The 13,434-nt window shown below is 64.6% G+C and carries 12 protein-coding genes; 1 reads left to right on the top strand and 11 read right to left on the bottom strand.

Annotation, left to right across the window (positions count from 1 at the left end; genetic code table 11):
- From ACE3P2_RS03280 to ACE3P2_RS03235, 10 genes are all read right to left on the bottom strand, one after another.
- On the bottom strand, positions 1 to 1,881 hold a 1,881-nt coding region (locus ACE3P2_RS03280; RefSeq protein WP_374260975.1), incomplete at its 3' end, for a HAMP domain-containing protein.
- A 36-nt stretch (positions 1,882 to 1,917) separates the two neighbouring features.
- The gene (locus ACE3P2_RS03275) at positions 1,918 to 2,421 is read right to left on the bottom strand and encodes a chemotaxis protein CheW (protein WP_374260973.1); all 504 of its coding nucleotides are present in this window, start codon (positions 2,419 to 2,421) and stop codon (positions 1,918 to 1,920) included.
- A gap of 137 nt (positions 2,422 to 2,558) precedes the next feature.
- Positions 2,559 to 4,829: a chemotaxis protein CheW gene (locus ACE3P2_RS03270; protein WP_374260971.1), complete on the bottom strand. Its 2,271-nt coding sequence runs from the start codon at positions 4,827 to 4,829 to the stop codon at positions 2,559 to 2,561.
- Between the two features lie 36 nt (positions 4,830 to 4,865).
- Complete coding sequence (locus tag ACE3P2_RS03265) at positions 4,866 to 5,231, bottom strand: response regulator (RefSeq protein ID WP_374260968.1); 366 nt, start codon at positions 5,229 to 5,231, stop codon at positions 4,866 to 4,868.
- Between the two features lie 24 nt (positions 5,232 to 5,255).
- Positions 5,256 to 6,452, bottom strand: coding sequence for a methyl-accepting chemotaxis protein (locus ACE3P2_RS03260; protein ID WP_374260965.1), 1,197 nt, complete (start codon positions 6,450 to 6,452; stop codon positions 5,256 to 5,258).
- 59 nt (positions 6,453 to 6,511) lie between these two features.
- Entirely contained in the window at positions 6,512 to 7,519 is a 1,008-nt protein-coding gene (gene motB, locus ACE3P2_RS03255; protein WP_374260963.1) for a flagellar motor protein MotB, read from the bottom strand.
- A 61-nt stretch (positions 7,520 to 7,580) separates the two neighbouring features.
- Positions 7,581 to 8,432, bottom strand: coding sequence for a flagellar motor stator protein MotA (gene motA, locus ACE3P2_RS03250; protein ID WP_374260961.1), 852 nt, complete (start codon positions 8,430 to 8,432; stop codon positions 7,581 to 7,583).
- A 199-nt stretch (positions 8,433 to 8,631) separates the two neighbouring features.
- Positions 8,632 to 9,174 (bottom strand): flagellar transcriptional regulator FlhC, encoded by a 543-nt coding sequence (gene flhC / locus ACE3P2_RS03245; protein ID WP_374260959.1) that lies wholly within the window; start codon positions 9,172 to 9,174, stop codon positions 8,632 to 8,634.
- A gap of 28 nt (positions 9,175 to 9,202) precedes the next feature.
- A complete protein-coding gene (gene flhD, locus ACE3P2_RS03240; RefSeq protein WP_374260957.1) occupies positions 9,203 to 9,520 on the bottom strand; it encodes a flagellar transcriptional regulator FlhD in 318 nt (105 codons plus the stop codon).
- Between the two features lie 196 nt (positions 9,521 to 9,716).
- The gene (locus ACE3P2_RS03235; protein WP_374260955.1) at positions 9,717 to 11,753 is read right to left on the bottom strand and encodes a diguanylate cyclase; all 2,037 of its coding nucleotides are present in this window, start codon (positions 11,751 to 11,753) and stop codon (positions 9,717 to 9,719) included.
- A gap of 172 nt (positions 11,754 to 11,925) precedes the next feature.
- On the opposite strand from ACE3P2_RS03235, the gene ACE3P2_RS03230 reads away from it, so the two are divergent.
- Complete coding sequence (locus tag ACE3P2_RS03230) at positions 11,926 to 12,495, top strand: NUDIX hydrolase (protein ID WP_374260952.1); 570 nt, start codon at positions 11,926 to 11,928, stop codon at positions 12,493 to 12,495.
- Between the two features lie 13 nt (positions 12,496 to 12,508).
- On the opposite strand, the gene ACE3P2_RS03225 is transcribed toward ACE3P2_RS03230, so the two are convergent.
- Entirely contained in the window at positions 12,509 to 13,222 is a 714-nt protein-coding gene (locus tag ACE3P2_RS03225; protein ID WP_374260949.1) for a hypothetical protein, read from the bottom strand.
- Positions 13,223 to 13,434 lie beyond the last annotated feature (212 nt).

Here is a 13,434-nt window from a genome sequence, read left to right as displayed (position 1 = left end):
CGACTCCGACGCCTCCTTGATCTGGCTCACCACCTCCCGCAGACGCTCCACCGTCGTGTTCGTGTCGTCCTTCAGCTGACCGAACGTCCCACCGTACTCCGCCGTGATCTTCTCCGTCAGATCACCACGGGCGATCGCGTTGAGCACACGGGCGATGTCTTCGAGGTTGGTGGCGACGATGCCCATCAGGTTGTTGAGGCTGTCGCTCAGGGTCGCGAAGAAGCCGGTCTTGCCCTCCAGCGACAGACGCTGGGCAAAATCGCCCGACACCGCGGCGCCCAGCAGATCGGCGAGTTCCTGCTCGACGCGGACTTCATCGGTGCGATCCACCCACTCCACCACCGACCCGAGACGCGTGCCTTCGGCATTGACCACCGGATTCGCCACCAGGCTGAAAGTCCGGCCGCCGACCTTAACTTCCGCCCGGTGCTCGCCGCTGAGGCGGCCCAGCAGGTTGCGCTGGTGGGCGGGGTGCTTGTGGAAGGCGTCGAAGTTGCGTCCGACCAACCCTTCGACGGCGAAGGCCGGCAGCTCCTTGCGGATATCCGCCTCCGCCTTGCGCAGCATCGCCAGCACGGCGGCGTTGCAGTAGACGATCTGGCCGTCGTTGTCGGCCAGCATGATGTTGGTGGAGGCCTTGTCGAGCGCGTTGCGCACCCGCAGGTTGGTCGCCGCCACCTCGTTGTCGGCCTCGATCTTGGCGAGCAGGCTGGCCTGCATCCCGTTGAGGGCGCCGGCGATTTGGCCGAAGGCGTCCGACGAGACCACTTCGAGCGGCACGTCGAGCTTGCCCTCGCTCATCCGCCCGACGCCGCGCTGAATCTCGCCGATGCCGTGCAACATGGCGCGCCGGAAGCCGAGGAACAGGTAGCCCGCCACCAGCAAGCTGATCACGATCACGCCGATCGCCGTTGCGCGCACCCGCTCCAGACGGGTCAGGCGCTGGGTCAGCCGCTGGTCGAACTCCCGGGCGCTCATGTCGAACAGCGCATAGGCGCTGTCGACGGCCTTGGTGCCGGCCTCGAAAACCTTGGGCGGCGCCACGACGATGTCAGCGGTCTTGACGAGACTGCCCTCCACCAGGCCCACGAAATCCTGCATCGCGGCGTCGAGCGGCCGGGCGGTGGACTCGAGCGCCGTGCGCAGCGCCGGATCGCTGCCACCGGCCTTGCCGATCGCGGCGGCGATGGCGCCGCGCCCATCGGCGATACGATGAACCAGGACGCCGATCTCGACCCGCTCGGCATCGGTCACTTTCTGGCGCGTCGCCAGGCCGGCGCCCAACGCCCGCATCAGCCCCGCGTCCTCGGCCAGTCCCGGCAGGCGGATGGTGAAGACGTCCATCAGGTAATAGGTTTCGAGTTCCGGGTCGAGGGTTGCATTGGTCGCGTCGGCCACGTGGGTGATGAAATCACGCACTCGCGCGATGTACTGGCTGTGCAGGCGGAAGCTCTCCGTCGCATCGACGGACACCGACTTGGCCTGGATGCCCGCCCAATCGTTGCGAATGCCCTGCCATTCCTTTTGCGTGCCGAGCGCCCCGCCAAAGCGGGCGTCCACCTCGTCGCCGGCCTTGAGGGCAGCCACGGCGGCGGCGCGCAGTTCGTCGAGCCGGCCCGCCAGGGCGTTGTTGCCGCCGATGACGGTCTGCGACACGCCGCGGTGAGCCTGGGCGGCCTGCATCAGGTGCCGGGCCGGCATGACCAGCTGCACCGTCTCGGTTTCCTTGAGCGTGAAGTCGATCTCACCCTGGACTCGGTCCAGCAACATGTAGGCCAGCACGCACACCGGCACCATCGCGATCAGCCCAAGCAGCGCGAGCTTGCCCTGGACCGACAAGCGGTTCATCACGCCAACGGCGGGGGAGAGGATTCCGCTCATGACAGTTACCTTCGGCTTGGAGTTGAGGTCAGCGGCTTACTGGGTCGCCTCGTCCACCAGCGCCATTTCGCTGGAGAGCATCAGGCGCTCGATATCGACGACGATCAGCATCCGCTCGCCCAGGGCGCCAAGCCCCCGGATGTAAGCCGTATCCACCGACGAGGCGAAGTCGGGCGCCGGGCGGATCTGGTCGGGCTGTAGCGAAATCACGTCGGACACCGCGTCGACGACCATGCCGACCACGCGCCCCCCGATGTTGAGGATGATCACGACGGTGAACGGGGTGTACTCGGCCACGCCGACCGCGAACTTGATGCGCAGATCGACGATCGGAACGATGGTGCCGCGAAGGTTGATCACCCCCTTGATGAAGGCCGGCGCGTTGGCGATCGAGGTGACCGCGTCGTAGCCGCGGATCTCCTGCACCTTCAGGATGTCGATGGCGTACTCTTCGGCGCCGAGGGTGAAAGTCAGCAACTCCTGGGCGAAGCCGGACTCTTCCGACTCAAGGACTGCGGAGGTTTGAGTGGCCTGCAGCATGGAACGCTCCTCGTTGGGAATAAGGCTTTTACGGCAGCCCCCTGCCTTTCTGAAGGCATCGCCGCGTTCCCGCGGAGCATGAAAAAAGGCCGCCCGAAGGCGGCCCCGCGACTGACTGCAACGCCCGCGTCGACCGCTCAGGCAGCCGCCGGCATCACCCTTCGGGCCATGCCGACGAGCATCGGCACATCGAGGATCAGCGCCACCCGGCCGTCGCCCATGATGGTCGCGCCGGCCACGCCGGGCACGCGCCGGTAGTTGGCTTCAAGGCTCTTGATGACCACCTGATGCTGGCCGATGAGCTGGTCGATGAACAGTGCGGCGCTCTGCCCGTCGGCCTCCAGCACGACCATGATGCCCTTCGACCAGTCGGTGATCGCGCCCTGAATGTGGAACACGTCGTGGAGGCACACCACCGGCAGGTATTCCCCGCGCACCTGAATCAACCGCTCGACGCCGGAGACGCTCTTCATCATGCCGCGCTCGGGCTGCATCGACTCCATCACGTAACCCAGCGGGATGATGTAGGTCTCGGGGCCGACGCCGACGCTCATGCCGTCGAGGATCGCCAGGGTGAGCGGCAGGCGCACGGTGATTCGGGTGCCGACGCCGGGCATCGAATCGAGCTCGATCCGCCCCCCCATCGCCGAGATGTTCTTCTTCACCACGTCCATACCGACGCCGCGACCGGAGACCTCGGTGACCTGCTCGGCGGTTGAGAAGCCCGGCTCCATGATCAGCTGCCAGACTTCCTGGTCGGTCATCGCATCGCTCACCGCCATACCGCGCTCCTTGGCCTTGGCCAGGATGCGGGCGCGGTTGAGGCCGGCGCCGTCGTCACCCACTTCGATGACGATGTTGCCGCTCTGGTGATAGGCCGACAGGGTGATCGTGCCGGTTTCCGGCTTGCCGGCGGCGCGGCGCTTCTCCGGCGTCTCGAGGCCGTGGTCGAGGCTGTTGCGCACCAGGTGGGTGAGCGGATCGGTGATGCGCTCGACGAGGCTCTTGTCCATCTCGGTGGTTTCGCCGATCGTCTTCAGTTCGACGTGCTTGCCGAGCTTCTGGGACAGATCGCGCACCACTCGCGGGAAGCGGCTGAACACCACCGAGATCGGCATCATCCGGATTGACATCACGGATTCCTGCAGGTCGCGGGTATTGCGCTCGAGCTGGGCCAGGCCGTTGATGAGGCGCTCGAAGATCACCGGATCGACATTGCTGGCGGCCTGAGTGAGCATCGCCTGGGTGATGACGAGTTCGCCGACCAGATTGATCATCTGGTCCACCTTCTCGACGCTGACCCGGATCGAACCGCTGTCGCCCGTACCGGCGGCGCGCGCGGCCGGCTTCCTGGCCGGGGCGGACACCGCCGCCGGCGCAGCCGCCGCGGGTGTGGCCGTCGGCGCCTCGGCCACGGGCTCAGCAGCCGGCGCGACCATCGGCTCGAACAGGCCATAGGCCGTTTCCTCGGGGGCGACGGCGGCGGGCTGCGGCACCGGATCGGGCGCCGGCAGATCGGTAAAGAAACCGTAGGCTTCGGACTCGGGCGCCGACGGGACCAACGGGGTGAAGAAGCCGTAGGCCTCGCCTTCGCCACTGCCGGGCGTGGGCTCGGGCTGCGGGTCGAAGAAACCGTAGGCTTCGTTGACCACGTTTTCGAGTTGCTCGAAGAAGCCGTAAGCGCCGTCCGCATCGTCGGCCACGGGCGTACCAAAGGGCTCGACCCGCACGCTGTCGCCGTCGGCCAGAAAATCCAGCACGCCGCGCAGGACATCCGCCCCCACCTCGGTGGTGATGCGCAGATGGCAGGCCGGATCTTCGTCGCTCGGCACGCCGAGGGTCTCGACGATGCCGAAGCCGCCCAGCTCGTCGGCCAGATGCGCCAGGCTCTCCGGCGACGGCCCGCCGGCGAGGGTGAAGTACAGATCGAAACCGCTGGCACAGGTGGAGGTCGCGGGCACGCGTTCGAGCACCGGCTCGGGCACCGCGGCGAGCGGCGGCGGCGCCGACGGTTCATCGAGCGAACGGCACAGCGCCTCGAGGCGGTGGCAGATCGCCTCCGCGGCCTCCCGGTCGGCTTCGTCCTCGCCGCGATGGGCGGCGAGCAGATTCTTCAACACATCCCCGGCAACCAGCGAGGCATCCACCATGTCGTCGGTCAGCGGGGCTTCGCCCTTGCGCACCCGGTCGAGCATGGTTTCGAGAATGTGCGTGACTTCCATCATGTCCTGGAAGCCGAACGTGCCGCTCGATCCTTTGATGGAGTGCGCCGCCCGGAACAGCGCGTTGACGTCCTCCTCGTCCGGCGCAGCCGGATCGATGGCCAGCAGCAACGCTTCCATACTCGCCAGGTGCTCCGCAGCCTCCTCGAAGAACACCTGGTAGAACTGGCTCATGTCTATGGCCATGCCTGTCTCCCGTCGCGCACCAATGCCGGCCCGGTCTTAGCCGATCACCTTCTTGACCACCTCGATGAGCTTCTGCGGATCGAAGGGTTTCACCAGCCAGCCAGTGGCGCCGGCCGCGCGGCCCTGGGACTTCATCGCATCGGACGATTCGGTGGTCAGCATCAGGATCGGCACCGTGCGGTACTGGGGGGTGCCCCGCAGCGCCTTGATGAGGGACAGGCCGTCCATGCGCGGCATGTTCTGGTCGGTGAGCACCAGGTTGAAGGCCTTGGTCTTGGATTTGTCGAGCCCGTCCATGCCATCCACGGCCTCGACGACCTCGTAGCCGGCGCTTTTCAGGGTAAACGACACCATCTGCCGGATGGAGGCAGAATCATCAACGGTGAGTACGGTCTTGGCCATTGTCTTTTTCCTAGGGTTCTGAATCTAAAACAAGTCGATTTCGCCATGCGAAACATTCTGCTGGCTCACCGGATTGCCGCCGACCCGCTCGTCGAAGGTTGCCAGTTCGCCGCGGATTGCCTCGGCAGCACCGCACAGCGACGCGACATCGCCCGACTCCACTGCGTGCTGAATGCTATCGGTCAAGGCGTCGAACTCCTGCATGAGCTGGTTGAGTCCGTCCACCCGCCGATCCACGTGCCCGATGAGCTGGGACACCAGATCCTGGAATTGCAGCGCGGTGACCGCGCGATTCACCTCGCCGTCCATCTCCTTGGCCTGCTCGGCAAGACGGACGATGGCACGGCTGCGCTGCTGGTTGATGCCGTCGATCGAGGCGAGCACCTGCTCCACCTGCTGCTTCGATTCGAGGGCGAAATTCATGTCGGTCGAAGCGAGGCGTTCGATGGCGTCTTCGGCGCCCTTGACGCCTTCGCGCATCGATTTCATCACCGCCGCGATCTGCTGGCTGAACTGCGCGGTGCGGGTGGACAGCTCGCGCACCTCGTCGGCCACCACCGCGAAGCCGCGTCCCGCCTCGCCCGCCCGGGCCGCCTCGATGGCGGCGTTAAGGGCCAGCAGGTTGGTCTGCTTGGAAATGCCGCTGATCTCGCCGAGGATGCCCTCGACGTCGCTGGCGCGCTGGGAGATGCGATCGGTCAGTTCGACCAGCTCCATGCCCAGCTTGGAGTTGAGAATCACGCTGTCCACCACCCGCTGCATCACCGCCGAGGTGTTCTCGACGAACACGTCGAAGCTCCCACCCGAATCGCCGCCCTGCTCGCCGTCCTGCGCGAGGCTGAGGGCCACGCTCTGCTGGGCCTGGGTGGCGGTCAGCAACCCGTGGAAACTGGTCATCAGCGAGGCGATGGCGCCGGTGAGGATATCCTGCACGCGATCCACCTCGCCGCGAATCGCCTGATGCTGCTCACGGAAAGTCGTGGCACAGCCGCGCAGCACGCCCTCCAGGGCAATCAGATCGACCCGCGTGGTGACGCTGCCCGGTTCGACCGGCGCCGACGCCACCTCAACGACGGACAGCAGGGCAACCCAGCCCAGCACCATCAGGCTCACCGCAATGGCGGTCGTCACCGGGCTGGTCGGCGCGTAGGCCATGACGGCCGCCATCGCACCCGACCACAGCAGGCCGAGAGAAATCGCCGTCGTCCGTTTGGGTTTCATGATCATTCGTTGAAATCGAGATGCAGTCGCGGACATATCGTCACGATGACACTCATTCTTTAGGGCACCCGCTGCGCCGGACGCGGCGCAGTGGCGCCCAGACCGGAACGGATGTCGCCAACATCGACGCCGCTCTCGGCGCTCACGTCGAGCTGCTTCTTGTTGCCGGCGCGCATCGCCGCCTCGGCCTGACGGTTCAGCACGATGATGCTGATGCGCCGGTTGCTGGGCGCGTTCGGGTTGTCGGGCTCGAGCGGCTGCGTATCGGCGAGGCCCACCACGCGGACCATCTTGCCCTCCGCGAGCCCCCCAGCCACCAGCTCGCGGCGCGACGCGTTGGCGCGATTAGCCGACAGCTCCCAGTTCGAGAAGCCCCGCTCGCCCCCCGCGTAGCGGGTCGCATCGGTGTGGCCCGAAATGCTCACGTTGTTGTCCACGCCGTTCAGCGTCGCCCCGATCTGCCGCAGCAGCTCCTGGGTGTAGGGGCGCAGCGCGGCGCTAGACGAATCGAACATCGGGCGATTCTGCTCGTCGATGATCTGAATGCGCAGGCCTTCCGTGGTGATGTCGAGGAGGAGCTGGTTCTTGAACGGTCGCAGGCTCGGGCTGGCTTCGATGATCGCCTCGATCTGGCCCTTCACGTCTTCCAGCTTGGCGCGCTCCTTGCGCTCCTCGGCCTTCTTGATGGCCTCGGCGTTGTCGTCGCCGGTGGGCTTGGTTGCGCCCTTGGCCGCCTCGATGTTGAGCGAGCGCTTGCCATCCACGTCGCCGCGCTTGACCTGCCCGACCGAACGGGTCAGATCCTGACCGCCGCCAATGATCGGGCTGGTGGCGTCACCGGCGCCCGAGCCCCCACTCATCGCCACCTTGAGCGGCGAGTTGAAGAAATCGGCGATCCCCTGCAGATCGCCCTGGGCCGTCGAGCCGAGCAGCCACATCAGCAGGAAGAAGGCCATCATCGCGGTCACGAAGTCGGCGTAGGCGATCTTCCAGGCACCGCCATGGGCGCCGCCGCCACCCTTCTTGATCTTCTTGACGACGATGGGCTGCTGGGTATCGTCACTCATGGTATCGTTCCCCCATGCGGGGGTATGCGCGACGCGTCATGGCGCATCAGCGTGGCGCTCATCACTTCTTGCTCTTGATCGCTTCTTCGAGCTCCGCAAAGCCCGGGCGGTCGGTCGAGTAGAGCACCTTGCGGCCAAACTCCACCGCCACCTGTGGTGCGTAGCCATTCATGCTCGCCAGCAGCACCGCCTTCATGCACTGATAGATCTTGCCGCCCTCCTCGACCTTCTGTTCGAGCTGGCCGGCCACCGGCGCCACGAAGCCATAGGCGACCAGGATGCCGAGAAAAGTCCCCACCAGCGCGCCGCCGATCATCTTGCCCAGCACCGCCGGCGGCTGGCCCACCGAGCCCATCACGTTGACCACGCCCATCACGGCCACGACGATACCGAAGGCCGGCACCGCGTCGCCCACCTTCGACACCACGTGCACTGGCGTATGAGCCTCGTGGTGATGGGTTTCGATCTCGATGTCCATCAGGTTCTCGATCTCGAACGCGTTGAGATTGCCCCCGACCATCATCCGCAGGTAATCGCACAGGAAATCCACCGCATGGTGGTCGGCCGTGAACGCCGGGTATTTCGAGAGGATCGGACTCGCTTCCGGGTTCTCGATGTCGCCTTCGATCGACATCAACCCCTCCTTCCGGACCTTGGCGAGAATCTCGTAGAGCATGCACAGCACGTCGATGTAGAACGCCTTGTTGTAAGGCGACCCCTTGAAGATCGTCGGCAGCGCGGCGATCGTCCCCTTGATCGCCTTCGGGCCGTTGCCGGCAACGAAGCCGCCGATGGTCAGACCGACGATGGCGATGTACTCGGTGGGCACCCACAGGGCAGCCAGACTGCCGTGCACGGCATACGTGCCGAGGGATGCCGCCAGAATGATGACGTAGCCGATGATCAGAAACATCGCCGAAACCTCAGTCGGTGGGCGGATGCCGGATCGGCCCGCCAGGATGCGTTATTCTTCATCGGCGATATCGGCCCTGCCTGAAGAAACTTGAGCACCTCGACGCAAGACTGTCGTCGCCCGACCCAGGCCAAAAAAATGCCGCCAGACGAACACTGGCGGCATAACCTCATCGTCGATCGAGAGGGAGGGTCAGGGGTCAGGGAACGACAACCTCACCTGCCGCCGCCCGGCGAGTCTTGCCGGCGCGCGACGGCACATGGCACAGGCCACACACGTATTGGTGGGTCGGGTCGAAAGCATGGGTGACGAACTCGCCGCCGCAGCAGGTACACTTGGCCGATTGCAGCAGCTTGGCGTCGAAGAAGCGAATCAGCGTCCATGCCCGGGTCAGGGACAGAACCTGCTCCATCTCGAAGGATTCGATGTGCTCGTTGTAGAGGCGGTACGCATTCACGATGGCGTCGAGGCCGGCGAGGCGCGCATTGGCCTGAACGAAGCGATAAAGCGCCATGAACAGCGAGGCGTGGATGTTTGGCTGCCACGACATGAACCAGTCGGTCGAGAACGGCAGCATCCCCTTCGGCGGCGACACGCCCTTCACTTCCTTGTAGAGCTTGAGCAGACGTTCGCGGCTCAGAGCGGTTTCGGCTTCCAGCATCTGCATGCGTGCGCCCAGGCGGATCAACTCGACCGCCTTCTGGATGTCTTGCGCTTCCTGCAGCACACTCTTGTTTCGCACGATGCTCTCCCGAAATCGGTGCCTGCGCTCAGGCCAGATGAGCAACCGGGCGGCCTGCCGCCAGGATCGCCGCGTGCAGGTGCGCCGCGCCGCGTTCGCGGCCGTGGGACGACAGCAGATCCACCAGCATGGTGTCGTTGAAGCGGAACTGGCACAGCAGCATGTTGGAGTTGGCCATCCGCAGCACCTGCGCGGAACTCAGGTTTTCGAGCACGTCGGCAACCTCCTCGCCGATGCCAAGGCGATAAATCGCCGCGGCGCGGTCATCCCGCAGCATCTGCTGGGCGAGCATCAGGTACGCCAGGTTCAGTTCCCTGATCTCGTCGTGCATGGTGTTGGTGTTCATTGCGAATCTCCTCGGCAAACCTCGCTTTATCTGCGGCAAATTCTGCCGTCCACCGGCAAGTCTCGCCATGCGAGGGCTTCGGAAAATTGCGTAGGGGCAAACACGTAAACCCAAGTAAGAAAATCGCCTACGCATACGCCCAAAATGGGCATATCGCGCAGGCGATCGGAGGAGCGGCGAGCCGCGCGATGCGGCGTCAGCGCGGCGGAATCAACGGTCCGGGACGTAGCGACTGGGCCGTCATAATGCAGTTGCGCCCTTTTTCCTTGGCCAGATAGAGGGCCTGATCGGCCCGCTTGATCAGCGCGTCCGGATCGGTCATCACCGTATCGCGGGTGGCCACGCCGATACTCACCGACATCTCGAGCAACTGCCCGCTCGTCTTCAGCGGCCCGCTCTCCACCGCAAAACGCACCCGCTCCGCGCAGGCCAGCGCCGCGTCGAGCCCCGTATCGGGGCAGATCACCAAGAATTCGTCACCGCCGGTGCGGGCCACGATATCCTGCGCACGCAGGGCCCCCTTGATCGACGCCGCAACCTGGCGCAACACGGCGTCGCCCACGTCGTGGCCATGGGAATCGTTGTAGCTCTTGAACTGATCCACGTCGATGACCATGCCCGACAAGGGCCGACGCGTCCGCGACGAAACCGACCACTCCTGCTGCATCCGCTCGATGGCGTAGCGACGGTTCGGAAAGCCGGTCAGGGAATCGGTCAACGCCACTTCCTGCAGTCGCCGGTTCGACACGGCGAGCTCGGCAGCAAAGCGCCGGATTTCCTCACGATCGCGGTCGAGCTCCTGCTGAAGCCGGATCACCCGCTGGCCCGCTCGCAACCGCGCTGCAAGCACCCGCGGATTGATCGGCTTGTTCATGAAATCGTCGACGCCGTTCTCGAACGCCTCGATGAGGCGATCGTCGTCGTCCAGGCTGGTCATGATCAGGATATAGATGCTGCGACCGATCTTGGTCTGCCGCAGCGCGCGGGTCAGTTCGAGGCCGTTCATCTGCGGCATCAACCAGTCCACGATCATCAACTGCGGCTGAAACTCCAGCGCCATCTCCATGCCCGCCCGGCCATCCGAGGCCTCGAGCACTTGGTGCCCAACCGTTTCCAGCACCTTGCGGACCAGCGCGCGCATCGACGCATCGTCATCGACGATCAGTACCCGCATCGCCTGAATCATGCCCGGCGTAGCCGTGAGCGGGTTGGGCAGCCCGCCCCCCGCGGGCTCGGCGGCGGGCTCGACGGTACGGACCGGAAGCTGACCTGCGCGCACCTTGGCCTCGTTGGCCAGACTCGCAGCAATCGCCTCGCCGCGACTCGCCAGCTCGCTGAAAGGCGGAATCGCCAAGGTGTTCAGCTCGAGCAGATTGCCCCAAGCCTGCCACTCCCGCACCACGCCATCACACAGCTCGTTGATGGCGACGGGGTCGAAAGCGAGCCGCGCCCCGATCTCGAAGAGCTGCTGCATCAGGTGCGGCCGCTCGGCCTCCTCCGCCAGGAAGACCTCGGCGATGAAGGATGCGAAATGCAGGGAATGGACGATCACGAACTCCCGCGACCCATCCGCGTAGCCGGACTCCTCCGGCACCTCGGCAAAGAACGCCGGCTCGTGGAAAATACGCGGCAACCCCCAGTCGGCCAGCATCGCCGAGGTCAGCTCGCGGTGCGTGAGGGCAAACGCCCGCTGTTCGAGCGCCACCAGCGACAACTCGCGATACTCGACCGTCTGCTGAAGCACCTTCCCGTAGTCCTGGGGATAGAGCGTCGCCAGCGCCAACTCGCCAATGCGCGCCAGCAGGCCCAGGCAGAAGGTTTCCTCGGCCGCCGCGACGCGCGTGCGCTGGGTGATCGCCTGCATGGCCAGCGCATACACCAGACACCCCGTCCAGTAGCGATCGTAGTCAAACCCCTTGCAGTTGCCGTCGCGATAGCTCGAGAGCAACGAAAATCCGAGCGCGAGGGTGCGAACCGCCGGCAGACCGAGCACCATCAACGCTTCCTGCACCGATGCGATCGCGCGCCGGTTATAGCCCGTCAGGCCATTCGCCGCCTTGATGAGGCGACCGACGAACGCCGGATCGGTCTTGATGACCCGAGCCAGATCGCCCATCGAACTTTCTTCCTGCTGGATCAGGCGGATGATCGCCAGCGCCACGCCCTTGGGCGACGGCAGATCGCCGGACGCCTTCAGGTGCTCGAACTTCGTGACGTCGATTGACACTACCATGTACGTTCCAATTTACTGTTTCGACTGCACGGCAGCCCTACCCGGCATTATCGGACAGGAAGCGCCGCCCTTGAATGGGAGTACTTCCCACAACGGATGACGAAGGTAAGTCCGGCACCTTGCTTTAGAATGCCGATACCAACTTCGTTCCATCGTCTTTGCTGATCCGGCCATGAATTTCTGCTCAAACTGCGGCGCCCCGGTCTTCTTGAAAGTCCCGCCGGGCGACAACCTGCCCCGCCATGTCTGCGACCAGTGCGGCACGATCCACTACCAGAACCCAAAGGTGGTCGTCGGCGCGATTGCCACCTGGGACGACAAGATCCTCATGTGCAAGCGCGCCATCGAGCCCCGCCACGGCAAATGGACACTGCCTGCCGGCTTCATGGAAAACAACGAAACCTGCGGCGACGCCGCGATCCGTGAAACGCTGGAAGAGGCCGGAGCCCGCGTCGAACTCGGACCGATGTTCAGCTTCATCGACATCCCCCACATCAGCCAGATCCACATCATCTATCGAGCCCGCCTCCTGCATCTCGACTTCCAGCCGGGAGAGGAGTCCCTGGAGGCAGTATTGATGCGCGAATCGGAAATTCCCTGGGATGAAATTGCCTTCCGTTCGATCGAATACACCTTAAAGGCTTTTTTCGAAGACCGGCGCCGTGGTCGTTTCGACCTCCACAGCACCAGTCTGGCCGCCCCCTTTATCGCGCCAGTCGCAGGCATCGAAACGAATCGGTGAGCAACGCGCCGCCTTACATCGCTACGCGTTCGAACACCACCGGCAAACGAAACTGCCCCTCCGTCACCTCGCCAGCCACCGCCAACGGCACGAGTTGCGCCGCGCGCCGAAGCAAGGAAATTGCCGCCTGGTCCACGTCCTCCATACCACTCGACGCAGCCAGAGTCACCTGCGGCCACTGCGCTCCCGCCTGAAATCGGATCTCGACCATCGCGACCCCGTTCAACGCGTCGGTCCGCGCGTCCCGCTCCTGAATCCGAACCGCAGTGGCCGCGATCGCCAGACGGTAGCGCGCTAACGAGCCGCCGCTCACGTCCCCTGATTTAATATGCGTCTCCGTGCCAATCGGCTCCGCCGCCACGCCAAGATCGAGCGCACGCGGCGTGGTCTCCAAGCTGCGAACGGCAGCTCGTTGCCCGGCAGAACGATCAGTCTCATGACGGGGCGCCCCCCCTCCCCCCGGCGAGGTCTGCGCCATCTGCCGATTTTCCGGCATCGTACCTTTCGATGACGTGCCGGCAATCTGCAGGTTCTCCGGACTCCACCGTGCAGCCTTCCCCGTCTGCGCTGTCGAAGCGCCCTTCGCAACAGGCTCTGGCGCCGGCAGGTGGACAGAAAGGGTCGGCAACGCCGATGACTGAATGCGCGCATCCGGCGAAGGCCAAAAAACGGCAAGATGCAGGAGAAGCGAAAGCCCAAGCAGCACCAGCAGATCAGATTTCTTCATGATGCGGACAATACTTCTTTGAGTACCGACGGCTAAATCGGGATGCGACTAAAGTTTGGCGTGGTAGTTTTTTGACTCTTTTTTCCCCCAAAGCGTAACACCCCCTGAGGCATGTGCCTGAGGGGGTGTTGTATGGTGAGTCTGACGATGACCTACTTTCACGCACGGATGTGCACTATCATTGGCGCGGTCTCGTTTCACGGTCCTGTTCG

The organism is Zoogloea sp., assembly GCF_041911615.1.
Lineage (GTDB): Bacteria > Pseudomonadota > Gammaproteobacteria > Burkholderiales > Rhodocyclaceae > Zoogloea.
Note: the sequence above shows the minus strand (reverse complement) of the source record. Positions and strands in the feature narration are given on the sequence as shown.